This window comes from Streptomyces montanus, assembly GCF_005786655.1.
In the GTDB taxonomy this organism is placed as follows: Bacteria; Actinomycetota; Actinomycetes; order Streptomycetales; family Streptomycetaceae; genus Streptomyces; species Streptomyces sporangiiformans.
In genome coordinates, this window is sequence record NZ_VBZC01000003.1 from 173890 (window position 1) to 197393 (window position 23504).

Here is a 23504-nt window from a genome sequence, read left to right on the forward strand (position 1 = left end):
CGTGCGCTGAGACACCACAGACACCCAGAGGGGGAGAGCGACATGGCAACGGATTACGACACCCCACGCAAGACCGACGACGACGTCGACTCGGACAGCCTTGAGGAACTGAAGGCTCGCCGGAACGACAAGTCGACTTCGGCGGTCGATGTCGACGAGTTCGAGGCCGCCGAAGGCCTGGAACTGCCCGGCGCGGACCTCTCCAACGAGGAGTTGGCCGTCCGGGTCCTGCCGAAGCAGCAGGACGAGTTCACCTGCATGAGCTGCTTCCTGGTCCACCACCGCAGCCAGCTGGCCCGCGAGAAGAACGGTCAGCCGATCTGCCGCGACTGCGACTGAGGCAGGGTCGGCCGTGAAAGGCTCGACCCCGCCCTGGAAGAAGCGCCGCTCCCGTGCACAGGAAGCGGCCCCTCCGTCTTCGGACGGCGCGCGTGACGACGAGCGAGGCCGGGAGGCCTCGCTCGAAGCAGCGGGCGCGACAGGCGCCTCCGGTGCCCTTGAGGTGGCGGAGACGAAGGCGCCTGTCGCCAAGCAGCGTGTGGCCGCCGTCGGACGCGGGGTCAGGGAAGGGGTCCGCAAAGGAGGCAGCAGAGCCAGGGCAGGCCTGGCGCTCCTTACGGACCGGATCATCGAGAACGCCCCGCGTGTCCCCGTACGGGACCTCGCGACGCTCCGCAAGCAGTTCCCGGGCCTGGGACCCGAGCAGCTCGCGGACAAGCTCGTCGCGGGCGCGTGCAACGCGACGGCCACGGTGGGCGCGGGAGTCGGCGCCGCCGCGATGATGCCGGTACCGCCGGCGATCCCCACGGAGCTGGCCGCCGAGATCACCGGCGTCGCCGCCATAGAGCTGAAGCTGATCGCCGAGCTGTACGAGGTCTACGGCCTGCGGCCGCCGGGCAATCTCAAACAGCGCACCACCACGTACCTGAACTCCTGGTCCGAGGAGCGGGGAGTCGACGTGAAGAAGCCGTCGACGCTCGACGCGGCTCTGGGGGTCCAGCTGAAGCGCGAGCTGCGCCAACGGATCATGAAGCGGACGGTCAGGAACCTGCCGAACCTGATGCCGTTCCTGGTGGGCGCGGCCGTCGGCGCGTTCATGAACCGCCGCGAAACCAGACATCTCGCGGAGCGCATCCGCAAGGACCTCCGCAAGGCACAGGTTCCCTGGGACGCCCTGCCCGCGCTGCCGCCCCTGGAGAAACCCGCCGACCCCTTGCCCCTGGATGAGATCCCCAAGGGACTCGGGCGCTGATCCCTCTGTCCGACCCTGATCCGCCGGCCGACAGGCCCTAAGCGGCTCGTACGGCGTCCAGTGCCGCCGCCAGGCGTTCCGGCTCCCTTGTGGACAGGTACACGTACGGCGTCGGGTCCGCGGGGTCCGTGATCTCCACCCGCAGGGCCGTGGGGATGTAGGCGCGCAGCAGCATGAAAGCGCGCGGGTCGGCCTTGAACGTGCGCCAGGCGCGGGTCTCCTCGGCATCGAGGACATGGGCCTGGCCCAGGGCCGACACCGGGATCTTGGCGTCGCCCGCGATCAGCGAGTCGCCCACGACCCGGATGCGTACCGAGCCGTACGAGCTGGCCACCACCGCCGCGACCGCGGTGCCGCCGACCAGGCCGCCCAGCAGCGGCAGCGTGCCGAACGGCAGCAGGATCAGTGCCATCGATACGCCGACCAGGAAGCAGATGAGCCACCAGGTGCGAGGCGCGGTCAGGCGTTCTTCGTAGGGCGGGGCGGAGGGCTGCATGAAGCCAAGCTTGGCACGGTGCGTGAGCTTGTCCGACGCGCGGGTAAGGTCTGCGCCTGTGAGTGGTACCTCTTCGACCCTGCGGCCCCCGGCCGACGCCGTGGCGCCGGTGCGGCACCCTGACGCGCCCGCCCCCGGCGAGCCGCTCGGCTCGCACTACGAGCACTGTTTCGGCTGCGGCGGCGCACAGACGCACGGACTGAACCTGGCGGCCCGCGCGGGCGAAGGCGTCAAGATCATCGCTGAGTTCACCGTCCAGGCCGCCCACCAGGGTGCGCCCGGCCTCGCTCACGGCGGCGTCCTCGCGAGCGCGCTCGACGAGACGCTCGGCTCGCTGAACTGGCTGCTGCGGACCATCGCGGTGACCGGGCGCCTGGAGACCGACTTCGTGCGGCCCGTTCCCGTGGACACCGTGCTGTACCTGGAGGCCGAGGTCACCGCCGTGGCGGGACGGAAGATCTACTCCACGGCGACCGGCAGGATCGGCGGCCCCGGGGGACCGGTCGCGGTCCGCGCGGACGCCCTCTTCCTGGAGGTGAAGGTCGACCACTTCATCGACAACGGCCGCCAGGAGGAGATCCAGGCGGCCATGAGCGACCCGGACCAGGTCCGGCGAGCCCGCGCCTTCGAGGTGAATCCGTGACGCAGCCGACCCGTCAAGAGATCGCCGTGCTGATCAAGCGCGTCGACCCGGACGTGCCGCTTCCGGAATACGCGCACCCCGGCGACGCCGGCGCGGATCTGCGGACGACCGAGAGCCGTGAACTCGCGCCCGGCGAGCGGGCCGTGCTGCCCACCGGAGTGTCCATCGCGCTCCCCGAGGGGTACGCGGCGTTCGTGCACCCGCGCTCCGGGCTCGCCGCCCGCTGCGGTGTCGCCCTCGTGAATGCCCCGGGGACGGTGGATGCCGGGTACCGTGGGGAGATCAAGGTAATCGTGGTGAATCTCGACCCGCGCGAGTCCGTGCGGTTCGAGCGCTTCGACCGGATTGCCCAACTGATCGTCCAACAGGTCGAGAAGGTGTGCTTCCGGGAGGTGACGGAGCTTCCCGACTCGGCGCGGGCCGAGGGGGGCTTCGGGTCCACCGGAGGTCATGCCGCCGTGGACGGCACAACGGGTGGGAATCGATACGCTTCGGTCGTATCCGACCGGGAAGGACAGTGACGTGTTCGGACGTCGCAAGAAGGGCAGTGCCGCCGAGGACGCGGCGAGCGAGGCCGAGCAGGTCGTCGACGACGTCGACACTGAGGCGGACGACGTAGAGCAGGAGCGCGTACGGCTCGAGCCGGAGCCGCGCCCCGACGGTCCCTGGGACAGCACGGAGGTCCGCGATCCGGCCGAGGGCCGGGTCGACCTGGGCGGCCTCTTCGTGCCCGGGGTCGACGGCATGGAACTGCGCGTGGAGGTCGCGGGCGACGCCATCGTCGCGGCCACCGTCGTGCTGCGGGACAGCGCCGTCCAGCTGCAGGCCTTCGCAGCCCCCAAGCGTGAGGGCATCTGGGGCGAGGTGCGCGAGGAGATCGCCACCGGCATCACCCAGCAGGGAGGCGTCATCGACGAGGTCGAAGGCCCTCTGGGCTGGGAGCTGCGCGCCCAGGTGCCGGTGCAGCTGCCGGACGGGACCGGCGGCTTCCAGGTCGTACGGTTCGTCGGGGTGGACGGCCCTCGCTGGTTCCTGCGCGGAGTGATCTCCGGGCAGGGCGCGGTGCAGCCGCAGGCAGCCGGGCTGCTCGAGCAGATCTTCCGGGACACCGTGGTCGTCCGCGGTGACGGCCCGATGGCCCCGCGCGACCCGATCGTGCTGAAGCTGCCGGAGGACGCGCAGATGGTCGCCGAGGGTGTCCAGCAGGAGGAGCAGGCAGGTTCGCGCTTCTCCGGCGGCATGGGCCAGCTGCAGCGCGGGCCGGAGATCACCGAGGTCCGGTAGCCGCGGCGAGTCCGGCAGACACAGACAGGCACAGAGGGCCGCACCCCTGGGGGTACGGCCCTCTGTGTTCGGTGCCTCGCGCTCAGGCGGGCCCCGCAGGGGAGAGCTTGAGCCACGGCCCTGACGCCCTCGGCCAAACCCGAGCTGAACCATTGCCCGGCCCGGCGGCCCGTGACGATACTGGCGCCCGGCCGACGGGGAGGGCAGCGCATCAGCGCATGTCCGATGGGGGAGTCGGGGGAGCGCAGACGGGGGAGTGCGGATGAGCCGGAGCGGTACGGTCGCCACCGAGACCATGGTGCGCGTCGAGAACGTCCACCGCTCGTACGGGAGCGGGGCCACCGCCGTCCACGCCCTGCGCGGTGTCTCCTTCGACGTGCCCCGGGGGGAACTCGTCGCGCTCAAGGGCCGTTCGGGGTCCGGGAAGACAACGCTCCTGAACCTCGTCGGCGGGCTCGACGAGCCGGACGAGGGACGGATCACCGTCGACGGGCTCGACCTGTCCGGGCTCGGCGAGGACGGGCTGCTGGAGCTGCGCCGGGACCGTATCGGATTCGTCTTCCAGTCCTTCGGGCTCATCCCGATCCTGACGGCCGCCGAGAACGTGGGCGTACCGATGCGGCTGCGCCGGGCCGCGCCCCGCGAGCGTGAGGAACGCGTCGCGCTGCTGCTCTCCCTCGTGGGCCTCGCCGACCACGCGGCGCAGCGGCCCGGCGAGCTCTCCGGCGGACAGCAGCAGCGCGTGGCCATCGCCCGCGCCCTCGCCAACAACCCCTCGCTCCTCATCGCCGACGAGCCCACCGGTCAGCTCGATGCCGAGACCGGCATCGCCGTGATGGAGCTGCTGCGCGCGGTCGTCCGCAGCGAAAAGGTCACCGCGCTCGTCGCCACGCATGACGCCGCTCTCCTGGACCTGGCCGACCGGGTCCTGGAACTGAGCGACGGCGAGATCGTGGAGCACTGAGTGCGGGCCCTGACGGTACGCGGGGGAGCACAGACGTCACATGGCCGAGCACGGACGTCACCTGGCCGGGCGCACTGACGGCTCGCGGCGCCGTCGAGCGCTCAGGGCGCCCGCGGTCCCCGCACTCTCCGCAGGGCACGCGCCGTCGCCGCACGTACGCTGCTGTTATTGGGAAAGGCAGGCCTCATGACCCGCGTCCTCGTGGTTGACGACGAGCCGCAGACCGGCCGAGCCCTCGTGAGCAACCTGGAGGCGCACGAGTACGAGGTGGACGTGGCCGCCGACGGCGCCACCGGGCTCCGGCTCGCGACCGCCCGCCACCCCGACGTGATCGTGCTCGACCTGGGGCTGCCCGACATGGACGGCGTCGAGGTGCTCAAGGAGCTGCGGGGCCGGACGCGCGCACCGATTCTCGTGCTGTCGGCCCGGCACTCCTCCGACGAGAAGGCCGAGGCCTTGGACGCGGGCGCCGACGACTACGTCACCAGACCCTTCGACATGGACGCACTGCTCGCCCTGCTGGGAGCCGTCGTTCGTCGGGCCGAGCCCACCGAGCCCACCCACAACGGCGAAGGCGGCGACGGCGGTGAGGACGGCGAGGGCGAGGTGATCGTGGAGACCGAGGGGTTCACCGTCGACCTGGCCGCCAAGAAAGTGGACCGGGCCGGCCGCCACGTGCGGCTGACACCCACGGAGTGGCACCTCCTGGAGGTGCTCGTGCGCAACACGGGCCGTCTGGTCGGCCAGAAGCAGCTGCTCCAGGAGGTCTGGGGACCGTCGTACGGCACCGAGACCAACTACCTGCGCGTGTACGTGGCCCAGCTGCGCCGCAAGCTGGAGGCCGACCCGTCGCATCCGCGGCACTTCATCACGGAGCCGGGGACGGGGTACCGATTCGAGCGTTAGTTCCAGGGGTACGTAGCTGTCAGATGCCCCCGGTACGCTTCAGACATGAGTGCTGTTCCTCGTTCCCAAAAGCCGGCGGGCCGGTTCCGGCGCATGATCGACCGGCTCTCCTCGTCGCAGGAGGACCTGGAGTCCGAGGAACTGCGCGAGGACGCCGAGACAGCTGGATGTACGCGTATCGGTGACGCTCATGACCGACAGATAGTCACCGTTACTGGTACCTTGCGCACGGTCACCCTGCGCCCGAGGGCTGGTGTCCCGGCCCTGGAGGCCGAGCTGTTCGACGGTTCGGCCGCGCTGGACGTGGTGTGGCTGGGCAGGCGCTCCATCGTGGGAATAGAGCCGGGGCGCAAGCTGATCGCATCGGGCCGGATCTCCATGAGCCGGGGCCGCCGGGTGCTGTTCAATCCGAAATACGAACTCAGACCCCTCGGACGGGAGTAGCCGGTGACGTCGCTCGACAAGCCGACCGAAGACGCTCAGCGGGATTCGCGGGCGGTGACCGAGGCCGCGCTCTTCGAGGCGTTCGGCGGTCTGCGGGGCATGATCGAGACAGTCCTGCCGGGTCTGCTCTTCGTCACGATCTACACGATCAACAAGGACCTGCACTCGTCGGCCATCGCGGCCCTCGGTGTCTCCCTGCTGCTCGTCGTGGTCCGCCTGATCATGAAGGACACCGTCAAGCACGCCTTCAGCGGCGTCTTCGGCGTGGCCTTCGGCGTGGTCTTCGCGATGATGACCGGCAACGCGAAGGACTTCTACCTGCCGGGCATGCTCTACACCCTCGGCCTGGGCCTCGCCTACATCATCACGACGCTCGCCGGTGTCCCGCTGATCGGCCTGATCCTCGGCCCGGTCTTCAAGGAGAACCTCTCCTGGCGCACGCGCAATCCGGGCCGCAAGGCGGCGTATGCGAAGGCGAGTTGGGCCTGGGGCCTGATCCTGCTCGCCAAGTGCGCGATCCTCTTCCCGCTGTACTGGTGGGCCGACACCACCCAGCTCGGCTGGGTCCTGGTCGCCCTGAAGATCCCGCCCTTCCTGCTCGCCGTCTACCTCACCTGGGTCTTCCTCGCGAAGGCGCCCGCGCCGATCGACGTGTTCGCGGAGATGGAGGCGGCGGAGAAGGCCGAGGAGGAGCGCGAGCGCAGGGGTACGGCCGACACGACCGGTTCCGCCGACACGGGTGGCGCGAAGCACCGCAAGCCGTAGCGGCGTGCGCGTCCCGGGCCGGCCCCGGGACGCGCGGGCACGCACGCGCCTTCGGGATCGGCTGCCCGTCGCCGGGCACCTTCAGCACGCGCTTCACCGAGCTGGTCGGAAACAGGTGACCAAACCGATCACGAATCGAGAAGCGCGGCCCCCCGGGCCGCCGCTAGCGTGACCGCCATGGACATCACCCTTCACGCGGGCTTCCTCCCGGTGGCCACCGCCACCGACCCCGATGGCAACGGCCTCGGGCCGCTTCAGGACCGGTGAGCACACTGGCTTCGACCCGTGTAACAGATGGAGACATGATGAGCATGGGCACGAGGACGGACTCGCAGTCGCCTGCGCTGCACGCTGCCGACAGCCACGATCTGATCCGCGTGCACGGCGCGCGCGAGAACAACCTCAAGAACGTCAGCATCGAGATCCCGAAGCGCCGGCTGACGGTGTTCACCGGCGTCTCCGGCTCGGGCAAGAGCTCGCTGGTGTTCGACACGATCGCCGCGGAGTCGCAGCGGCTGATCAACGAGACCTACAGCGCCTTCGTGCAGGGCTTCATGCCCACGCTTGCGCGGCCCGAGGTCGACGTACTCGACGGGCTGACGACCGCGATCAGCGTCGACCAGCAGCGGATGGGCGGCGACCCCCGCTCCACGGTCGGCACCGCCACCGACGCCAACGCGATGCTGCGCATCCTCTTCAGCCGTCTCGGGAAGCCCCACATCGGCCCGCCCAGCGCGTACTCCTTCAACACCGCCTCGGTCCGGGCGAGCGGTGCGATCACGGTCGAGCGCGGCGCCAAGAAGGCGGTGAAGGCGACCTACACCCGCACCGGCGGCATGTGCACGCGCTGCGAAGGCCGGGGCACGGTCTCCGACATCGACCTCACCCAGCTCTACGACGACTCCAAGTCGCTCGCCGAGGGCGCGTTCACCATTCCCGGCTGGAAGTCCGACAGCCAGTGGACCGTGCAGGTCTATGCCCAGTCCGGCTTCGTCGACCCGGACAAGCCGATCCGCGAGTACTCCACGAAGGAGATGCGGGACTTCCTTTACGGGGAACCGGTCAAGGTCAAGGTCAACGGCGTCAACCTCACCTACGAGGGCCTGATCCCCAAGATCCAGAAGTCGTTCCTGTCCAAGGACAAGGAGGCGATGCAGCCGCACATCCGGGCGTTCGTGGAGCGGGCGGTCACCTTCACCACCTGCCCCGAGTGCGACGGCACGCGGCTCAGCGAGGGGGCCCGCTCGTCGAAGATCGACAAGATCAGCATCGCCGACGCCTGCGCGATGCAGATCAGCGACCTGGCCGAGTGGGTCGGCGGCGTCGACGAGCCGTCGGTGGCGCCGTTGCTCACCGCGCTGCGGCACACCCTCGACTCGTTCGTGGAGATCGGCCTTGGCTATCTCTCGCTCGACCGGCCGTCGGGCACGCTCTCGGGCGGCGAGGCGCAGCGCGTCAAGATGATCCGCCACCTCGGCTCCTCGCTCACCGACGTCACCTACGTCTTCGACGAGCCCACCATCGGCCTCCACCCCCACGACATCCAGCGGATGAACAACCTGCTGCTGCGACTGCGGGACAAGGGCAACACGGTGCTCGTCGTGGAGCACAAGCCGGAGGTGATAGCGATCGCCGACCACGTCGTCGACCTCGGCCCCGGCGCCGGTACGGCGGGCGGCACCGTCTGCTTCGAGGGCACCGTCGAAGGGCTGCGGGCCGGCGGCACGGTCACCGGCCGCCATTTCGACGACCGGGCCGCCCTCAAGGAGACCGTGCGGAAGTCCACCGGCCGGCTTCCGATCCGCGGCGCGACGACGCACAACCTGCGGGGCGTCGACGTCGACATCCCGCTCGGGGTGCTGTGCGTGGTCACCGGCGTGGCGGGCTCCGGCAAGAGCTCGCTCGTGCACGGGTCGATTTCCGCCGACGAGGGTGTGGTGTCGGTCGACCAGGGAGGGATCAAGGGATCGCGACGGAGCAACCCGGCGACGTACACCGGACTGCTCGACCCGATCCGCAAGGCGTTCGCGAAGGTCAACGGCGTCAAGCCGGCGCTGTTCAGCGCCAACTCCGAGGGCGCCTGTCCCACCTGCAACGGCGCCGGCGTCATCTACACCGACCTGGCGATGATGGCCGGCGTCGCCACCACCTGCGAGGACTGTGAGGGGAAGCGGTTCCAGGCATCGGTCCTCGAGTACCACCTCGGCGGCCGCGACATCAGCGAGGTGCTCGCGATGTCGGTGGCCGAGGCCGAGGAGTTCTTCGGCGCCGGCGAGGCGGCCACTCCGGCCGCGCACCGCATCCTCGACCGGCTCGCCGACGTCGGGCTCGGCTACCTCGGCATCGGCCAGCCGCTCACCACGCTGTCCGGCGGCGAGCGGCAGCGGCTCAAGCTGGCCACCCACATGGCGGAGAAGGGCGGCGTCTACATCCTCGACGAGCCGACCGCAGGCCTGCATCTCGCCGACGTCGAGCAGTTGCTCGGCCTGCTCGACCGGCTCGTCGACTCCGGCAAGTCGGTCATCGTCGTCGAGCACCACCAGGCGGTCATGGCGCACGCCGACTGGATCATCGACCTCGGCCCCGGCGCCGGCCACGACGGCGGCCGGATCGTCTTCGAGGGCACCCCCGCCGATCTCGTCGCCGCCCGCTCCACCCTCACCGGCGAGCACCTCGCGGCCTACGTCGGCACCTGACCGAGGCCCACGCGGACACCGCAAGACGAGTTGTCTCTACCTGCTTCGACAGGTCGCATCCGCCCGGATACGACGGTGGGGGCGCCCGGAGATCTCCGGGCGCCCCCACCGTCGTAAGAACCGCCGTCGTAAAGAACCAGGAGCCTGCTAGCTCACCGCGTCCTCCCGGCGTACCGACAGCAGGTCCTCCAGTTGCTCCTCGCGGGCCTGGGCGGCCACGAAGAGGAGTTCGTCGCCGGCTTCCAGGGAGTCGTCCCGGCTGGGGGTGAGGACACGAGTGCCGCGGATGATGGTGACCAGCGAGGTGTCCTCGGGCCACTCGACGTCGCCGACCCGGGTGCCCGCCAGGGCGGACTCCGGCGGGAGCGTCAGCTCGACCAGGTTGGCGTCGCCGTGGCTGAAGCGGAGCAGCCGGACGAGGTCGCCGACGCTGACCGCCTCCTCGACCAGGGCCGACATCAGACGCGGGGTGGAGACGGCGACGTCGACGCCCCAGGACTCGTTGAACAGCCACTCGTTCTTGGGGTTGTTGACGCGAGCGACGACCCGCGGGACCCCGTACTCGGTCTTGGCGAGCAGGGAGACGACCAGGTTCACCTTGTCGTCCCCCGTCGCGGCGATCACCACGTTGCAGCGCTGCAGGGCTGCCTCGTCCAGCGAGGTGATCTCACAGGCGTCGGCGAGCAGCCACTCCGCCTGCGGTACGCGCTCGACCGAAATGGCGGTCGGAGCCTTGTCGATCAGCAGAACCTCGTGCCCGTTCTCCAGCAGCTCGCCCGCGATCGAGCGGCCCACCGCACCGGCACCGGCAATGGCGACCCTCATCAGTGACCGCCCTCCTCAGGTCCCTCGGCGAACGACGCCTCGACCTTCTCGACATCGTCCGTACGCATCATCACGTGCACCAGATCGCCCTCCTGGAGCACCGTTTGTGAAGTCGGCAGAATCGCCTCGCCCAGCCGGGTGAGGAAGGCCACGCGCACGCCGGTCTCCTCCTGGAGCCTGCTGATCCGCTGGCCCACCCACATCGTCGACGCGTGCACCTCGGCGAGCTGCACCCCGCCCGTGGGGTCGCGCCACAGCGGCTCGGCACCCGACGGGAGCAGCCGGCGCAGCATCTGGTCGGCGGTCCAGCGGACGGTGGCGACGGTGGGGATGCCGAGGCGCTGGTAGACCTCGGCACGGCGTGGGTCGTAGATGCGCGCCGCGACGTTCTCGATGCCGAACATCTCGCGGGCCACCCGGGCGGCGATGATGTTCGAGTTGTCACCGCTGGAGACGGCGGCGAACGCACCGGCCTCCTCGATACCCGCCTCGCGCAGGGTGTCCTGGTCGTAGCCGACTCCGGTGACACGACGGCCGCCGAACCCGGAGCCCAGTCGTCGGAAGGCGGTGGGGTCCTGATCGACCACGGCAACCGTGTGCCCCTGTTGCTCCAGGGTCTGGGCGAGAGCGGAACCCACTCGTCCGCAGCCCATGATGACGATGTGCACGACCGTCCTTCCGGTGTGAATGGATGCAGCTCAGGTTCAGGGTCTCAGACCAACGCCCAAGCTTCACACGCGCGGTCCGCGGAGGGCACCCCTGTGCACGGTCGCTCGCGGCACACGGTCCCCGCGGTCTTTCGGTCATCGGCGACGCACTGATGAGCTCCGCGATGACATGCGGGCAATCTGGCATGCGGCCATCTCCATCAATCTCAATGAAAGGGGCAAAAGGGGGCAAAATCCAGGGCTCTGTCCTCTGGTCACACGGATCTTCCCGGCCGTGGAATCCGATCTCCCCGGTTGCCGGCGGAGCCGACCGTGGGGGCAGGGTGGGCGGCCTGCCTCGCGAACGCTTACGATCCTCTGCGTGTCCAAACTGACCGACGTGCCCAAGCGGATCCTCATCGGGCGCGCACTGCGTAGTGACCGGCTCGGAGAAACGCTCCTGCCGAAACGCATCGCACTACCGGTGTTCGCCTCCGACCCGCTGTCCTCCGTGGCGTACGCACCTGGAGAAGTGCTCCTGGTCCTCTCCGTCGCGGGCGTGTCGGCCTACCACTTCAGCCCCTGGATCGCGGTCGCGGTCGTCGTGCTGATGTTCACGGTGGTGGCCTCGTACCGGCAGAACGTGCACGCGTATCCGAGCGGCGGCGGCGACTACGAGGTGGCCAACACCAACCTCGGCCCCAAGGCCGGCCTCACCGTCGCCAGCGCGCTGCTCGTCGACTACGTACTCACCGTCGCCGTGTCCATCGCCTCCGGCATCGAGAACCTCGGCTCCGCGGTCCCCTTCGTGATCGAGAACAAGGTCCTCTGCGCGGTCGGCGTCATCGTGCTGCTCACGCTGATGAACCTGCGCGGGGTCAGGGAGTCCGGGACGCTCTTCGCGATTCCGACGTACGTCTTCGTGGCCGGCGTCTTCGCGATGATCGCCTGGGGTGCGTTCCGCGGACTGATCCTCGACGACACCATGAAGGCGCCGACCGCCGACTTCCACATCAAGGCCGAACACCAAGGGCTCGCGGGCTTCGCGCTCGTCTTCCTGATGCTGCGCGCCTTCTCCTCCGGCTGTGCGGCGCTCACCGGTGTCGAAGCGATCAGCAACGGCGTCCCCGCCTTCCGCAAGCCCAAGTCCAAGAACGCGGCGACCACACTCGCGATGATGGGCCTGCTCGCGGTCACCATGTTCTGCGGCATCATCGGCCTGGCCATGGCGACGGACGTCCGCATGGCCGAGCACCCGGCGAGCGACCTGCTGAGGAACGGCGTCGCGGTCGGCGGCGACTATGTGCAGAACCCGGTGATCTCCCAGGTCGCCGAGGCGGTGTTCGGCGACGGCAGCTTCATGTTCATCCTGCTCGCCGCGGCCACCGCGCTGGTCCTCTTCCTCGCGGCCAACACGGCGTACAACGGCTTCCCGCTGCTCGGCTCGATCCTCGCGCAGGACCGCTATCTGCCGCGCCAGCTGCACACCCGCGGCGACCGCCTCGCCTTCTCGAACGGCATCGTGCTGCTCGCCGGTGCGGCCGCCCTGCTGGTGTGGATCTACGGCGCGGACTCGACCCGGCTGATCCAGCTCTACATCGTCGGCGTCTTCGTCTCCTTCACGCTGAGTCAGACCGGCATGGTCCGGCACTGGAACCGTCATCTGGCCACCGAGCGAGACCCGGCCGTGCGTCGCCATATGCACCGCTCCCGGGCGATCAACACCTTCGGTGCCTTCTTCACCGGGCTCGTGCTGGTCGTCGTGCTCGTCACCAAGTTCACGCACGGTGCCTGGGTCGCGCTGGTCGGGATGGTGATCTTCTACGCGACCATGTCGGCGATCCGTAAGCACTACGACCGGGTCGCCGAGGAGATCGCCGCGCCCGAGGGGCCGAGCGACGACGTCGTACGCCCCTCGCGCGTCCACTCCGTCCTCCTGATCTCGAAGATCCACCGGCCGACGCTGCGGGCGCTGGCCTACGCCAAGCTGATGCGCTCGCACACCCTGGAAGCGCTCAGCGTCAACGTCGACCCGGCCGAGACCAAGGCGCTCCGGGAGGAGTGGGAGCGACGCGGCATCGACGTACCGCTCAAGGTCCTGGACTCGCCGTACCGCGAGATCACGCGGCCGATCATCGAGTACGTGAAGGGCCTGCGCAAGGAGTCCCCGCGCGACGCGGTCTCCGTGATCATTCCCGAGTATGTGGTGGGGCACTGGTACGAGCACCTGCTGCACAACCAGAGCGCCCTGCGGCTCAAGGGGCGCCTGCTGTTCACGCCGGGTGTGATGGTGACGTCCGTGCCGTATCAGCTGGAGTCCTCCGAGGTGGCCAAGAAGCGGGCCCGCAAGCGCCAGGAATGGAACGCTCCGGGCGCCGTGCGACGCGGACCGGCGCACGAACGGACCACCAAGGAGCCCAGCGAGTCCAAGGGTTGACGGACTCGATTCGAACGGCCGGGCGGCGTCCACGTAGACTGGTGGGCTGTTGTCCGGCTGTTCCCTTTTTCGCACCTGGAGTCACCCCGCCATGCAGGCAGAACCGAAGAAGTCGCTGGTGGGGCAGGAGTACGAGGTCGAGATCGGCCCCGTCGCCCACGGTGGGCACTGCATCGCCCGTACCGACGCCGGCCAGGTCCTCTTCGTCCGGCACGCCCTGCCCGGCGAGCGGGTCGTCGCGCGTGTCACCGAGGGCGAGGAGGACTCGCGGTTTCTGCGTGCGGACGCGGTAACCGTCCTGGAGGCGTCCAAGGACCGCGTCGAGGCGCCCTGCCCGTATGCGGGTCCGGGCCGCTGCGGCGGCTGCGACTGGCAGCACGCCAAGCCGGGCGCGCAGCGCCGCCTCAAGGGCGAGGTGATCGCCGAGCAGCTGCAGCGGCTCGCGGGCCTGACGCCCGAGGAGGCCGGCTGGGACGGCACGGTGATGCCCGCCGAGGGCGACAAGCTGCCCGCCGGTGAGGTGCCCGCGTGGCGGACGCGCGTGCAGTACGCGGTGGACGACTCCGGCCGGGCCGGTCTGCGCCGCCATCGCTCGCACGAGGTCGAGCCGGTCGAGCACTGCATGATCGCCGCTCCTGGAGTGAGCGAACTCGGCATCGAGCGGCGTGACTGGTCCGGGATGGAGTCGATCGAGGCGATCGCCGCGACGGGATCCCAGGACCGCCAGGTGATCCTGACGCCTCGGGCCGGCGCCCGCCTGCCGATCGTGGAGCTGGACAAGCCGGTCTCCGTCATGCGGGTGGGGGAGAAGGACGGCGGAGTCCACCGCGTCCACGGCCGCCCCTTCGTACGGGAGCGCGCCGACGACCGTACGTACCGCGTCGGCAGCGGCGGCTTCTGGCAGGTCCATCCGAAGGCCGCGGACACGCTGGTCAAGGCGGTGATGCAGGGCCTGCTCCCGCGCAAGGGCGAGACGGCACTCGACCTGTACTGCGGCGTCGGCCTCTTCGCGGGCGCTCTCGCCGACCGGCTGGGCGACAAGGGCGCGGTCCTCGGCATCGAGTCCGGCAAGCGCGCCGTCGAGGACGCCCGGCACAACCTGGAGGCCTTCGAGCGGGTCCGTATCGAACAGGGCAGGGTCGAGGCGGTCCTCCCGCGCACCGGCATCACCGAGGCCGACCTCATCGTCCTCGACCCACCCCGCGCGGGCGCCGGCAAGAAGACCGTCCAGCACTTGTCCGGCTTGGGCGCCCGCCGGATCGCCTACGTCGCCTGCGATCCGGCAGCGCTGGCACGGGACTTGGCGTACTTCCGCGAGGGCGGGTACCGGGTGCGGTCGCTGCGGGCGTTCGACCTTTTTCCGATGACGCATCATGTGGAGTGCGTGGCGATCCTCGAACGGGCCGCGAAGAGGGCCTGACCTGCGGGTTTCTGCGTGTGCGGGATGTGCGTTGTGGGCGTTACGTGCGATCTGCGCGGCGTCCAAGGCCGCGTTGATCACTCGTTTTGGACTGCAAGGTTTTCCTCTCACCGGTGTTGTCGGTGTCGTCAGCGGCCGAGCGCCTTTTGCAGTTGTTGCTTGTTCATGGAGGAGCGGCCCTCGATGTTGCGCTTCTTCGCCTCCTCGTACAGCTGGTCCCTGGTGGGACCCGCGGCACCCCGGTGGGAGCGCTCGCCGCCGCGCTGGGACGCGGACTTGGGATCGCGCGTCGAGGTCCTGCTCGACGCGCGGGATTCGCCGGAGCGGGCTCGCTCCTTGTTCACCGTGCGCGCGGCGATCTCCTTCGCCCGGCCGGCGGACTCGCCCCGCTGCTCGGCGCTCTCCTTGATGTGCTCGTACTGCCGCTCGCGCTTTCGGCTCGATCCTGCGGGCATGGCGGATCTCCTCTCTCATGCGCGCCCCGCGAGTACCCCCGCCCACTACGACCGAACCGCACCGCCGGCCCCGCTCACCGGCCGGGCCAGGCATCACGCGCCGGGTACTCGGTACTCCCCATGGGAGCACCAATGCCTGGTGACGGCACTCGGGTTCGCGCGTAGCGGTTTGAGCCCCTGCGACGCGGGCAACCGGCCCGGCAGGTGCTTGGGACCGCAGGCCCACCGCGGGAGCCGCCGAGAATCGCGACTCGCACGCCCACCAGGTATGGGCCGCCGCTTGACCAGCCTCACCCCCATCTTGTGTGAAGGGAGCAACTCCCATGCTCATGGCCCATCCCGCCGTCCTCGTCGATCTGCTGGAGCAGTACAAAACCCTGAACGCTCTCCACGCCGAGGAAGGCAGCGCCCGGGCACGCCAGCGCCTGGACGACATCGCCTACACCCTGTGCATCGCCACCGGCACCCGCGACGTCGACGCCGCGCTGATAGCCGCACACCACCGGCTCCCTGGCGCCTCCCCCGAAGACGACTCCCTCATAGCCGACGCCTGACACCCCTGCCGCCTGGTGCGCGCGTCCACGCTCGGCGAAGCCGCCGTCGACTGCGGTGGCGCCACTGTCCCCTGTCGGCTGACAGGTACCTGGCCCGGCTGCCCCCTCCACGCTGCTCCGGCGTCAGCCGCACCTGGGTGTGGCTGCGTGCGCCGGCTCCGTGGCGTCAGCCTTCGACGCCGGTGGCGTCATGGGCCGCTCCGACCGGTTTGGACTCTGGAGAACCTCGCTGCCGCAGGTAGATCGACAGCACCGCCATCGATGCCACAGCCAGTAGCTCGGACTGCCAGTTCTGCAGTGTGCGGCTCCAGAAGTCCGCTGCTCCCAGGTAGTCCGACCAGCTGAGCGGGGCCTGAAGCCGGCGCAGTTGCTCCTGGTTGTAGGCGACGACGCCCGTGACGGACTGGACGAGCCACGACAGAACGAAGATCGAGCCCATGACCAGGAGCAGGGAGTGCGAGTACAGAGTGCGGCGCCAGCCGCGAGCAGCGGCCCACCTGGGTGAGTTGTCCCTGGCATGCTCTCCGACCATCTGGTCCTCATCCGACTCGATGCCGGACCTGCCCAGCTTCTTGGACTCCGGAGATCCGCGCTGCACGAGCCAGACGGTCACCGAGACGTAGAGGAAGAACTGCAGGTACTCCGACTGCCAGTTCTCCGCCGTATCGACCGCGAAGTCGGTGGACGTCACATACTCGCCGAAGCTGACCGGCTGTAGCTGCTCCGCGAGCAGCTGGTTGTTGCAGTCGGCCTGTCCAGCGATTGCCTGGCCGGCCAACGCCAGCAGGAAGCCGGTGAGGAAGAACAGCCCGAGCCCGTTGTCCCGCACGAAGCTCCGCAGCCCACCCTCCCCTGTTGCTGTCCGGGACGATCGGTGGTTCATCGCCGCATCAGTCCCAATGCCGCCAGGTACGCGAGACCGACGGCGACCAGCAACAGCGTCACGGTGAACATGACTTTCACGGCTCATCCGCCCTTGATCCGGCACTGGTACGGCATGTCGGACCGCGGCCGGCACCCTGCGGCCACCACCTTCCAGCCCTCGCTGAAGCGGGAGAGGAACAGCGTGTCCTTCGTCAGCACTGCCCGCGCCTGGTTGCTGTAGACGTCCACCAGTCGCACCGCACCGCCTGGGGGCAACGACTCCTCGCGCAGCGCCTTCCCGCACGGCCGGCGGACCGACTGTTCCAGCTCTTCCGCGGTTCCGGGCGCGAGTTCAGCGCACGCCCGCTCAAACTCCCCGTCGGCCAGGGCTCTTTCGAAGGCGGTTACGGCGCCGCGGACCTGGTCACGCCGCTCCGAAAGCGTGCTGCACCCACTGAGCGCGGCAGCCAACACGACGACAACGGCCACACCCCACCCCACCCCGATCCGACCATTCACCTGCCTCCGCCCTTCATCGTCGTGACGCGACTGGACACTGGTAGTACACAGGCCATAACGGCTCTTGGCCGGATTCCACGCCCGGACATGCTCGAACTCTGTGCGTACTGGCGTACAGCGGCGGCCGATGTCACTCCATGCCGGAGACCTTGAACACGGTCCGGGCGGTCTCCCCGTCGATGCGCTCCGACAGCCGGTGCAGGGCGGTTCCTCCGCACAGCAGCATTCCCCGGGCCGCCGAGATACGGGCGTCCTCGTCCACCCGGTGCCACAGCGGCGGATTGGCGGTCAGCACGCGCGGGTCGATCTCGACGCGGCCACCGAAGGCGTCGCGCAGCACCAGTCGGCGGCCCACGCCGTCCAGGCAGCGCACGGACACCAGGTGGTCGGTGCGTACCCACTGCTCCCGCAGGAGCCCGCGTGAGGCCAGCCAGCCCGCGCCCGCGGCCACCCGGGGCGGGAACAGCACGAGGAAGAGCAGGACGGCGAGGGTGGTCCACAGCGCGGCACGCCACCACGTGAGGTCGCCGGTACCCCAGTCGACCAGGAGCAGAAGTCCCAGGAGCACGCCCGAGCAGCGGATCGTGTTGCGAAGGTTCCCGGCCCAGCGGCGGTCGTGCGCCGCTTCGGCGGGCTGGTGTGCGTGTGTGCGGACCTCGTCGTCCCGCGCGTCGTCGGAGCGAGCCATAGGGCCGACGGTAGGGAGCGCGAGGGGAGTGCCGCGTCCCTTGACGCGTCTCTGATGGACCTCTTGCCCGATTTTTACGCCTCCGAGCGGAGTGCGGGCTACGCACGATGTGGGCACGGCCGTGGCCCCGCGCCCGTCCGACGGGCGCGGGGCCATGTGGCGCGCGCGGGTGAGAGAGCGGACGCGGCGCTGTGCAGGTTCTTCGCCGCCAGGGCCAGGCCCTCGGTCTGCGAGTAGGCGGCGTCCTCGTGTTCGGTGTTCACCGCCATGTCCGGGTCGACCTCGGCGAGTGCGCGCAGGAACTCCGTCCAGTAGGCGACGTCGTGTCCCTCGCCGACGGCGACTAACTTCTACGCCGGGTTCTCGGGCCAGGCGTTGCACCAGAACCCGTAACCGGTGGGCACCTTGCCCGGCGCGTCGGCGGGAACGCGGGCGAACGACGTATCCAGCACGCCACGGATGTCGGCGCCGGGGCAGAGCGTCGCGTTTGTGCGGGTGCATCTCGATGGCGACCCGGACGTCGTTCTCCCGGGGGCCGGGGGCCGGGGGCCGGGGGCCGGGGGCCGGGGGCCGGCGGTGAGGTCACCGCCGGCGCAGCCTGCTGGGACATACGGATCACCGAGTGCCCTTCGCGGCGAACTCGGCGATCGTGTCGACGTTGGACTTGTCGACGAAAGCCGGACCGGTCAGGACCGGGGCCTCGCCGCCGCCCATGTAGTTGCCGTTGTTCTTGTAGAGCCACAGCGCGTCCACGGCGAGGTAGCCCTGCAGATAGGGCTGCTGGTCGACGGCGAACTCGATGTCGCCGTCCTTGATGGCGCTGGTCAGGTCCTTGTTGAGGTCGAAGGTGGCGACCTTGGCCTTGCTGCCCGCGTCGGAGATCGACTGGATCGCGGTCAGGGCGAACGGAGCGCCGAGCGTGACCACCTGGTCGATGGAGGAGTCCTGCTTGAGCTTGGCGGTGATCGTGGACTTCACGGACGGCATGTCGGTGCCGTTGACGTACAGGTTGTCCGTCTTGCCCTTGAAGGTCCTCTTCACGCCCGCGCAGCGCTGCTCCAGGCCGACATGGCCCTGGACCTGGACCACGCAGACGGCGTGCTTGGCGCCGGTCGTGTTCAGCTTCCTGCCGAAGGCCTCACCGGCGACGGACTCGTCCTGGCCGAAGAACTCCAGCAGGCCCTGCTCCTTCCACTGGTCCATGCCGGAGTTGAGGCCGACGACGGGGATGCCGGCCTTCACCGCCTTGGCGACCACGGCCTTCATGGCGTCCGGCTTGGCCAGGGTGACCGCGATGCCGTCGACCTTCTGGTCGATCGCGTTCTGCACGAGGTTGGCCTGGTTGGCGGCGCTCTCGTCGCTGGAGTAGATGAGCTTGACGTTGTCCTTGGCGGCGGCCGTCTCGGCACCCTTGCGGATGATGTCCCAGAAGGTGTCGCCCTGCGGGGCATGGGTGACCATCGCGACCGTCATACGGGGGGTGCTGGCCTTGCCGGCCGACGCTTCGGCCGCGCCCTCCTCTGCCTTCTTGCCGCCCGAGCTGCTGGAACAGCCTGCGAGGGTGAGCGCGGCCGCGGCGGCCACGGCCACGACGGGGACGATTCCGCGGGAACGGGGAGGGGATGTCTTCATGGTTCGTGCACCTCGCTGTGCAACTCGGAGGGTTCAGGGGGCTATGGATCCGCGGCTGCTGGATGGGACCGGGGGCGGTCGCGACGGCCTCGGTCAGGCTCGCGGTGCGGGAGGGGAGATCAGACTGAATCCGGTTCGGCCGGTCTCAGAAGCGGGCGGGGGTACCAGAAACGTGGTCGGTAAGACGATGCCTCGGCCGGCATCGGCATCCGTGGAGCCGTAGCGGTGGGCCGTGTCGCGCGCGAGTGTCTTGTGGGCCTCCTCGACGGCGACCAGGCGCAACTCGCGAAGCCCGGTGTCCTGCACGGGCGGGCCCGTTCGACAGTCGCCCGGGTGGGCGCGGTCGGTCATGCCGACGCCTGTGGCGCCGACCCCGATCGATCGCGTCCTCACTGAGGCTCCCCACTCCCGAACTGACTTCGGTGGATCGAACAACGGAACAATTTAAGCGCTTTAAGTGCTGGTACTATCGGCTCGTTTCGCGAGCGTGTCAAGGGTGTTGCGCGCAAGACCCCGGTCATCGCCATCGGCCGCACCGCGGACGACGAGGGAGTCGGCTGGATCGTCGACCATCTGGTGGGCCGTGGGCACCGCGCGATCGCATACGTCGACGGCGGCAGGGGCGTCATTGCCGCCGACCGGCGCCGCGGCTACCGCACCGCCATGCGCCGCCACGGCCTGGGCGCGCACATCAGGGTCCTGCACGGCAACCACACCGAAGCGGCCGGTGAACGGGCCGCCCGCCACCTCCTCGACGGCGCCTGCCTGCGCGCGGGAACAGGCCCGGCACGCGTTGGCCGCCGCCGTGGAACGCCGCGACCAGGGCGGCACCGAACCCCGCGAGGCCGTGCTCACCCCGCACCTTGTCATCCGCGGCACCATGGCCGGGCCCGCGGCCTGACCCGCTCCCCGCTCCGGCGGGCGCGGGCGCGATCAGTTGAGGGAGTTGAGGGAGTCGTCCGTACGGCGAACGCCGTGATCTCGCTCGCTCGGCGAGATCACGGCGAAAATCGTCCGGCGCGTCAGGGGTTGGCCCAGGCCCCGGGAGTGTCGGTCAGTGCTGATATGTCGGGGGGTAGTTCGGTCGATGCGATGTCGGCGAGCGACACGCCCTCGAGGATCGCGCGCACATTGGACCGCAGGGCGATCCACAAGGGGAGCAATGACTCGGCAGGGCCCGAGTAGGAAAGGTCCGGCGGGCGGACCCCGCGCACCGAGACCAGCGGTCCGTCCACGACGCGTATGACGTCGGCGATGCTGATGGACTCGGCGGGCTTGGCCAGCCGGTAGCCCCCGTTGCCGCCACGCTGGCTGAGTACGAGGCCGCCCCGGCGCATGTCGTTGAGGATGCTTTCGAGGAATTTGTGCGGGATGTCCTGGGCGTCGGCGATGGCCTCGGCCTTCAGTGGCCCGTCGTCCCGTGACGCGGCGAGTTGCAGCGCGGCACGTACCGCGTAGTCCGCCCTGGCTGAGATCCGCATGTGTGCATTATCCCGTACGGCTACGGTCGGATTCCGCTGCGGGCGGGCCGCCGGGCAGGTGCAGGTGTGCCCTGCCCGGCGGCCGAGGGGGGTCAGGCCGCGGCGGGGGTGTAATGGGAGGCGTCGTCGCCCTCGACGACATGGCTGAGTGTGCCGTCGATACCGGCGGGGACGTCGCCCGCGACGGTCACCCGGTGCAGCAGCCGCGGCAGGTCGCCGTAGTCGTCGGGTGCGTAGTGCTGGGTGATGCGGTTGTCGAACAGGACGAGGTCGCCCGGCGTCCAGGCCACCCGGACGATGTTCTCCGGGCGGGTGACGTACGACTGGAAGATGCGCAGCAGGTCGCGGGAGTCGGAGGTGCCGAGACCGACGATGCTCTGGGCGAAGCCGCCGATGAACAGCCCGCGCTCCCCGGTCTCGGGGTGGACGCGGACGACCGGGTGGGCGGTGCGGTACTTGCGGGAGACGAACCGCCTTCGGTGCTCGGCCGCCTTCTCGTTCTTCGGGGCGGCGTAGTCGTAGTCGTTGGTGTGCACCGCCCACAGCTTGTCCGCCAGCTCGCGCAGCGGCTCGGGCAGATCCCGGTACGCGGCGGCCGAGTTGGCGATGAGCGTGTTGCCGCCGTAGGGCGGGACCACGATGCTGCGCAGTGTGGACGCCTTCGGGGGCGTACGGACGAAGGTGACATCGGTGTGCCACTGGTTGGCGCGGATGCCCTCGTCGCCGTCGACGGGCAGGATGTTGGGCCGGCCGTCGACGGAGGGGACCGTCGGGTGCGCGGTGGTGAGTTCGCCGAAAAGGGAGGCGAAGCGGAGCTGGCCCGCGTCGTCGAGCTGCTGGTCACGGAAGACGAGCGCCTTGTGTTCCAGGAGTGCGGAGTTGATCTCGGTGACGAGAGCGGGGGCGAGGTCGGCGGAGAGATCCACGCCAAGGATCTCGGCGCCGATACGGCCGCCGATCCTGCGGACGTCGAAGCCGGTGCTGGTGGTCATGTGCGGGTGTCCTTTCAGGAGGTGATCAGTCGGGAGATGGTCAGTCGGGAGATGGTCAGTCGGGGAGGTGATCAGGAAGGCAGCGGGCGCGGCTCATGTGGCCGTGGGGTCGCCACCGACGACCAGGACGTTCGTGGTGAGTTCCAGTCCGGTCATGCGGGCACCCCCTCTTCCGCGGCCGCCGCGGCCGCCGCGGCCAGTCGGTTGGTGGGGCGGGCCAGGCCGTAGTTCTCGCGCAGGGTGCGGCCGGTGTACTCGGTACGGAACAGTCCGCGCTGTTGCAGGATCGGCACGACGTGGTCGACGAAGTCCTCAAGTCCGCCCGGCAGATGGGGCGGCATGATGTTGAAGCCGTCTGCGGCGCCCTCGGTGAACCACTCCTCGATCTCGTCCGCTATCTGCTCCGGGGTGCCGGCGAAGACGCGGTGGCCGCGTCCGCCGCCGAGGCGGGCGATGAGCTCGCGCAGGGTGAGGCCGTCGCGGCGAGCGAGTTCGGCGACGAGCGTGAAGCGGCTCTTGTTGCCGTTGATGTCCCGCTCCTCGGGGAGTGCGGGCAGCGGCCCGTCCAGCGGCAGCCCGGTCAGATCGGTGCCCAGCATCCCGGACAGCTGAGCCAGTCCGTACTCGGGCACCTGAAGGTCCGTCAACTCCTGTTCCAGAGCTCGGGCTTCGGCCTCGGTCGAGCCGATGACGGGGGCGATGCCGGGGAGCACCAGCAGCTGGTCCTCGGTACGGCCGTGGCGGGCCAGCCGGGATTTGAGGTCCTTGTAGAAGGCCTGGCCGTCGGCGAGGGTCTGCTGGGCGGTGAAGACGGCTTCGGCCCACTGGGCGGCGAACTCCTTGCCGTCCTCCGACGAACCGGCCTGCACCAGCAGCGGGTATCCCTGGGGGGTGCGCGGCACGTTCAGCGGGCCCTGCACCCCGAAGTACTCCCCGCGGTGGTTGATCTCCCGCACCTTGTCGGTGTCGGCGTAGACGCCGCGTTCACGGTCCAGCAGGATCGCGTCGTCCTCCCAGCTGTCCCACAGCTTGGTGGCGACATCGAGGAACTCCCGCGCCCGCTCGTAGCGCAGGCTGTGCTCCAGGTGCTCGTCCTGCCCGAAGTTGTGGGCCTCGTTCACGCTGCCGGAGGTGACGATGTTCCAGCCGGCCCGGCCGCCGCTGATGTGGTCCAGGGAGGCGAACTTGCGGGCGGTGTGGAAGGGCTCGTTGAAGGTGGTGGAGACGGTGGCGATCAGGCCGACGTGCTCGGTGACCGCTGCCAGGGCGGACAGCAGGGTGAGCGGTTCGAAGCCGCCGAGCGCGTTGTGCCGGACCTTCCCCCACAGGGCGAGGCCGTCGGCGAAGAACACCGAGTCGAACAGGCCGCGCTCGGCGGTCAGCGCGAGCTGCTGGAAGTAGCGCACGTCGGTGGCACGTTCGGGCTGGGTGCGCGGATGCCGCCAGGCGGCGTCATGGTGGCCGGCGTTCATCAGGAAGGCGTTGAGACGCAGCTGACGGGGTCTGGTCGCGGTCATGAGGTTCCTCGGGTCGGGGGCGG

26 protein-coding genes and 1 pseudogene are annotated in these 23504 nt (G+C 69.7%); 15 read left to right on the forward strand and 12 right to left on the reverse strand.

From position 1 onward, the window contains the following. Positions 1-42 precede the first annotated feature (42 nt). Positions 43-339, forward strand: a complete 297-nt coding sequence (locus tag FE633_RS03435) for a DUF4193 domain-containing protein (protein ID WP_005481602.1) — start codon at positions 43-45, stop codon at positions 337-339. A 13-nt stretch (positions 340-352) separates the two neighbouring features. Beyond that, entirely contained in the window at positions 353-1252 is a 900-nt protein-coding gene (locus FE633_RS03440; RefSeq protein ID WP_138043563.1) for a hypothetical protein, read from the forward strand. A gap of 37 nt (positions 1253-1289) precedes the next feature. Here the strand turns inward: FE633_RS03440 and FE633_RS03445 are convergent, their stop codons facing one another. Further along, positions 1290-1748 (reverse strand): DUF3093 domain-containing protein, encoded by a 459-nt coding sequence (locus FE633_RS03445; protein ID WP_138043564.1) that lies wholly within the window; start codon positions 1746-1748, stop codon positions 1290-1292. Between the two features lie 58 nt (positions 1749-1806). Between FE633_RS03445 and FE633_RS03450 the strand changes: the two genes are divergently transcribed. The 8 genes from FE633_RS03450 to FE633_RS03485 all read left to right on the forward strand — a co-directional run bounded on the left by FE633_RS03450 (position 1807) and on the right by FE633_RS03485 (position 9450). Continuing rightward, positions 1807-2391, forward strand: coding sequence for a PaaI family thioesterase (locus FE633_RS03450; protein WP_138043565.1), 585 nt, complete (start codon positions 1807-1809; stop codon positions 2389-2391). 26 nt (positions 2392-2417) lie between these two features. After that, positions 2418-2912: a dUTP diphosphatase gene (gene dut, locus FE633_RS03455; protein WP_138043656.1), complete on the forward strand. Its 495-nt coding sequence runs from the start codon at positions 2418-2420 to the stop codon at positions 2910-2912. A gap of 1 nt (position 2913) precedes the next feature. Next, a complete protein-coding gene (locus FE633_RS03460; RefSeq protein WP_138043566.1) occupies positions 2914-3675 on the forward strand; it encodes a DUF3710 domain-containing protein in 762 nt (253 codons plus the stop codon). Between the two features lie 262 nt (positions 3676-3937). Next, entirely contained in the window at positions 3938-4639 is a 702-nt protein-coding gene (locus tag FE633_RS03465) for an ABC transporter ATP-binding protein (RefSeq protein ID WP_138043567.1), read from the forward strand. 186 nt (positions 4640-4825) lie between these two features. Continuing rightward, complete coding sequence (locus tag FE633_RS03470) at positions 4826-5545, forward strand: response regulator transcription factor (RefSeq protein WP_138043568.1); 720 nt, start codon at positions 4826-4828, stop codon at positions 5543-5545. A gap of 45 nt (positions 5546-5590) precedes the next feature. Then, positions 5591-5989 carry an OB-fold nucleic acid binding domain-containing protein gene (locus FE633_RS03475; protein WP_119101755.1) on the forward strand — a complete coding sequence of 133 codons (399 nt, stop codon included), beginning with the start codon at positions 5591-5593 and terminating at the stop codon, positions 5987-5989. Positions 5990-5992: 3 nt separating this feature from the next. Beyond that, on the forward strand, positions 5993-6754 hold the full coding sequence (locus FE633_RS03480; RefSeq protein ID WP_138043569.1) for a DUF3159 domain-containing protein: 762 nt from the start codon (positions 5993-5995) through the stop codon (positions 6752-6754). Between the two features lie 305 nt (positions 6755-7059). Then, positions 7060-9450, forward strand: coding sequence for an ATP-binding cassette domain-containing protein (locus FE633_RS03485; RefSeq protein ID WP_138043570.1), 2391 nt, complete (start codon positions 7060-7062; stop codon positions 9448-9450). 147 nt (positions 9451-9597) lie between these two features. Here FE633_RS03485 and FE633_RS03490 read toward each other — a convergent pair whose 3' ends face one another. Then, complete coding sequence (locus FE633_RS03490; protein WP_119101758.1) at positions 9598-10275, reverse strand: potassium channel family protein; 678 nt, start codon at positions 10273-10275, stop codon at positions 9598-9600. Further along, a complete protein-coding gene (locus FE633_RS03495; RefSeq protein WP_119101759.1) occupies positions 10275-10943 on the reverse strand; it encodes a potassium channel family protein in 669 nt (222 codons plus the stop codon). Before FE633_RS03495 ends, FE633_RS03490 begins: the two co-directional genes overlap by 1 nt. Before the next feature lie 361 nt (positions 10944-11304). Here FE633_RS03495 and FE633_RS03500 point away from each other — a divergent pair, with 361 nt between their 5' ends. Together FE633_RS03500 and FE633_RS03505 are read left to right on the forward strand one after the other, a co-directional pair. Beyond that, entirely contained in the window at positions 11305-13359 is a 2055-nt protein-coding gene (locus tag FE633_RS03500; RefSeq protein ID WP_138043571.1) for an APC family permease, read from the forward strand. 91 nt (positions 13360-13450) lie between these two features. Beyond that, entirely contained in the window at positions 13451-14779 is a 1329-nt protein-coding gene (locus FE633_RS03505; RefSeq protein WP_138043572.1) for a class I SAM-dependent RNA methyltransferase, read from the forward strand. 128 nt (positions 14780-14907) lie between these two features. On the opposite strand, the gene FE633_RS03510 is transcribed toward FE633_RS03505, so the two are convergent. Beyond that, on the reverse strand, positions 14908-15234 hold the full coding sequence (locus FE633_RS03510; RefSeq protein WP_138043573.1) for a plasmid stabilization protein: 327 nt from the start codon (positions 15232-15234) through the stop codon (positions 14908-14910). Between the two features lie 323 nt (positions 15235-15557). Between FE633_RS03510 and FE633_RS03515 the strand changes: the two genes are divergently transcribed. Then, entirely contained in the window at positions 15558-15788 is a 231-nt protein-coding gene (locus FE633_RS03515; protein WP_138043574.1) for a DUF5133 domain-containing protein, read from the forward strand. 166 nt (positions 15789-15954) lie between these two features. Here FE633_RS03515 and FE633_RS03520 read toward each other — a convergent pair whose 3' ends face one another. From FE633_RS03520 to FE633_RS03530, 3 genes are all read right to left on the reverse strand, one after another. Beyond that, positions 15955-16671: a DUF6766 family protein gene (locus tag FE633_RS03520; RefSeq protein WP_138043575.1), complete on the reverse strand. Its 717-nt coding sequence runs from the start codon at positions 16669-16671 to the stop codon at positions 15955-15957. An 83-nt stretch (positions 16672-16754) separates the two neighbouring features. After that, positions 16755-17141 carry a hypothetical protein gene (locus tag FE633_RS03525; protein WP_246113388.1) on the reverse strand — a complete coding sequence of 129 codons (387 nt, stop codon included), beginning with the start codon at positions 17139-17141 and terminating at the stop codon, positions 16755-16757. Between the two features lie 160 nt (positions 17142-17301). After that, positions 17302-17859, reverse strand: a complete 558-nt coding sequence (locus FE633_RS03530) for a hypothetical protein (RefSeq protein ID WP_246113389.1) — start codon at positions 17857-17859, stop codon at positions 17302-17304. Positions 17860-18050: 191 nt separating this feature from the next. Here FE633_RS03530 and FE633_RS48040 point away from each other — a divergent pair, with 191 nt between their 5' ends. Continuing rightward, positions 18051-18206 (forward strand): hypothetical protein, encoded by a 156-nt coding sequence (locus FE633_RS48040; protein WP_246113390.1) that lies wholly within the window; start codon positions 18051-18053, stop codon positions 18204-18206. A 268-nt stretch (positions 18207-18474) separates the two neighbouring features. Here FE633_RS48040 and FE633_RS03540 read toward each other — a convergent pair whose 3' ends face one another. Then, positions 18475-19491: a sugar ABC transporter substrate-binding protein gene (locus tag FE633_RS03540; protein WP_138043576.1), complete on the reverse strand. Its 1017-nt coding sequence runs from the start codon at positions 19489-19491 to the stop codon at positions 18475-18477. A 93-nt stretch (positions 19492-19584) separates the two neighbouring features. Further along, a complete protein-coding gene (locus FE633_RS03545) occupies positions 19585-19884 on the reverse strand; it encodes a hypothetical protein (protein ID WP_138043577.1) in 300 nt (99 codons plus the stop codon). Positions 19885-19995: 111 nt separating this feature from the next. Between FE633_RS03545 and FE633_RS03550 the strand changes: the two are divergent. After that, positions 19996-20392 (forward strand): annotated as a pseudogene (locus FE633_RS03550) (substrate-binding domain-containing protein); the annotation flags it as partial. 121 nt (positions 20393-20513) lie between these two features. Here the strand turns inward: FE633_RS03550 and FE633_RS03555 are convergent. The 3 genes from FE633_RS03555 to FE633_RS03565 form a co-directional block, all read right to left on the reverse strand. Further along, positions 20514-20972, reverse strand: a complete 459-nt coding sequence (locus tag FE633_RS03555) for an RrF2 family transcriptional regulator (protein ID WP_138043578.1) — start codon at positions 20970-20972, stop codon at positions 20514-20516. Between the two features lie 92 nt (positions 20973-21064). After that, positions 21065-21964, reverse strand: a complete 900-nt coding sequence (locus FE633_RS03560; RefSeq protein ID WP_138043579.1) for a TauD/TfdA dioxygenase family protein — start codon at positions 21962-21964, stop codon at positions 21065-21067. 152 nt (positions 21965-22116) lie between these two features. After that, a complete protein-coding gene (locus FE633_RS03565) occupies positions 22117-23481 on the reverse strand; it encodes an LLM class flavin-dependent oxidoreductase (protein WP_138043580.1) in 1365 nt (454 codons plus the stop codon). Between the last annotated feature and the right edge of the window lie 23 nt (positions 23482-23504).

Coding starts and splice junctions, on each gene's coding strand:
- FE633_RS03435 (WP_005481602.1), top strand. CDS start 43: ATGGCAACGGATTACGACACCCCACGCAAGACCGACGACGACGTCGAC.
- FE633_RS03445 (WP_138043564.1), bottom strand. CDS start 1,748: ATGCAGCCCTCCGCCCCGCCCTACGAAGAACGCCTGACCGCGCCTCGC.
- FE633_RS03465 (WP_138043567.1), top strand. CDS start 3,938: ATGAGCCGGAGCGGTACGGTCGCCACCGAGACCATGGTGCGCGTCGAG.
- FE633_RS03470 (WP_138043568.1), top strand. CDS start 4,826: ATGACCCGCGTCCTCGTGGTTGACGACGAGCCGCAGACCGGCCGAGCC.
- FE633_RS03475 (WP_119101755.1), top strand. CDS start 5,591: ATGAGTGCTGTTCCTCGTTCCCAAAAGCCGGCGGGCCGGTTCCGGCGC.
- FE633_RS03485 (WP_138043570.1), top strand. CDS start 7,060: ATGAGCATGGGCACGAGGACGGACTCGCAGTCGCCTGCGCTGCACGCT.
- FE633_RS03490 (WP_119101758.1), bottom strand. CDS start 10,275: ATGAGGGTCGCCATTGCCGGTGCCGGTGCGGTGGGCCGCTCGATCGCG.
- FE633_RS03505 (WP_138043572.1), top strand. CDS start 13,451: ATGCAGGCAGAACCGAAGAAGTCGCTGGTGGGGCAGGAGTACGAGGTC.
- FE633_RS03510 (WP_138043573.1), bottom strand. CDS start 15,234: ATGCCCGCAGGATCGAGCCGAAAGCGCGAGCGGCAGTACGAGCACATC.
- FE633_RS03515 (WP_138043574.1), top strand. CDS start 15,558: ATGCTCATGGCCCATCCCGCCGTCCTCGTCGATCTGCTGGAGCAGTAC.
- FE633_RS03520 (WP_138043575.1), bottom strand. CDS start 16,671: ATGAACCACCGATCGTCCCGGACAGCAACAGGGGAGGGTGGGCTGCGG.
- FE633_RS03530 (WP_246113389.1), bottom strand. CDS start 17,859: ATGGCTCGCTCCGACGACGCGCGGGACGACGAGGTCCGCACACACGCA.
- FE633_RS03540 (WP_138043576.1), bottom strand. CDS start 19,491: ATGAAGACATCCCCTCCCCGTTCCCGCGGAATCGTCCCCGTCGTGGCC.
- FE633_RS03555 (WP_138043578.1), bottom strand. CDS start 20,972: ATGCGGATCTCAGCCAGGGCGGACTACGCGGTACGTGCCGCGCTGCAA.
- FE633_RS03560 (WP_138043579.1), bottom strand. CDS start 21,964: ATGACCACCAGCACCGGCTTCGACGTCCGCAGGATCGGCGGCCGTATC.
- FE633_RS03565 (WP_138043580.1), bottom strand. CDS start 23,481: ATGACCGCGACCAGACCCCGTCAGCTGCGTCTCAACGCCTTCCTGATG.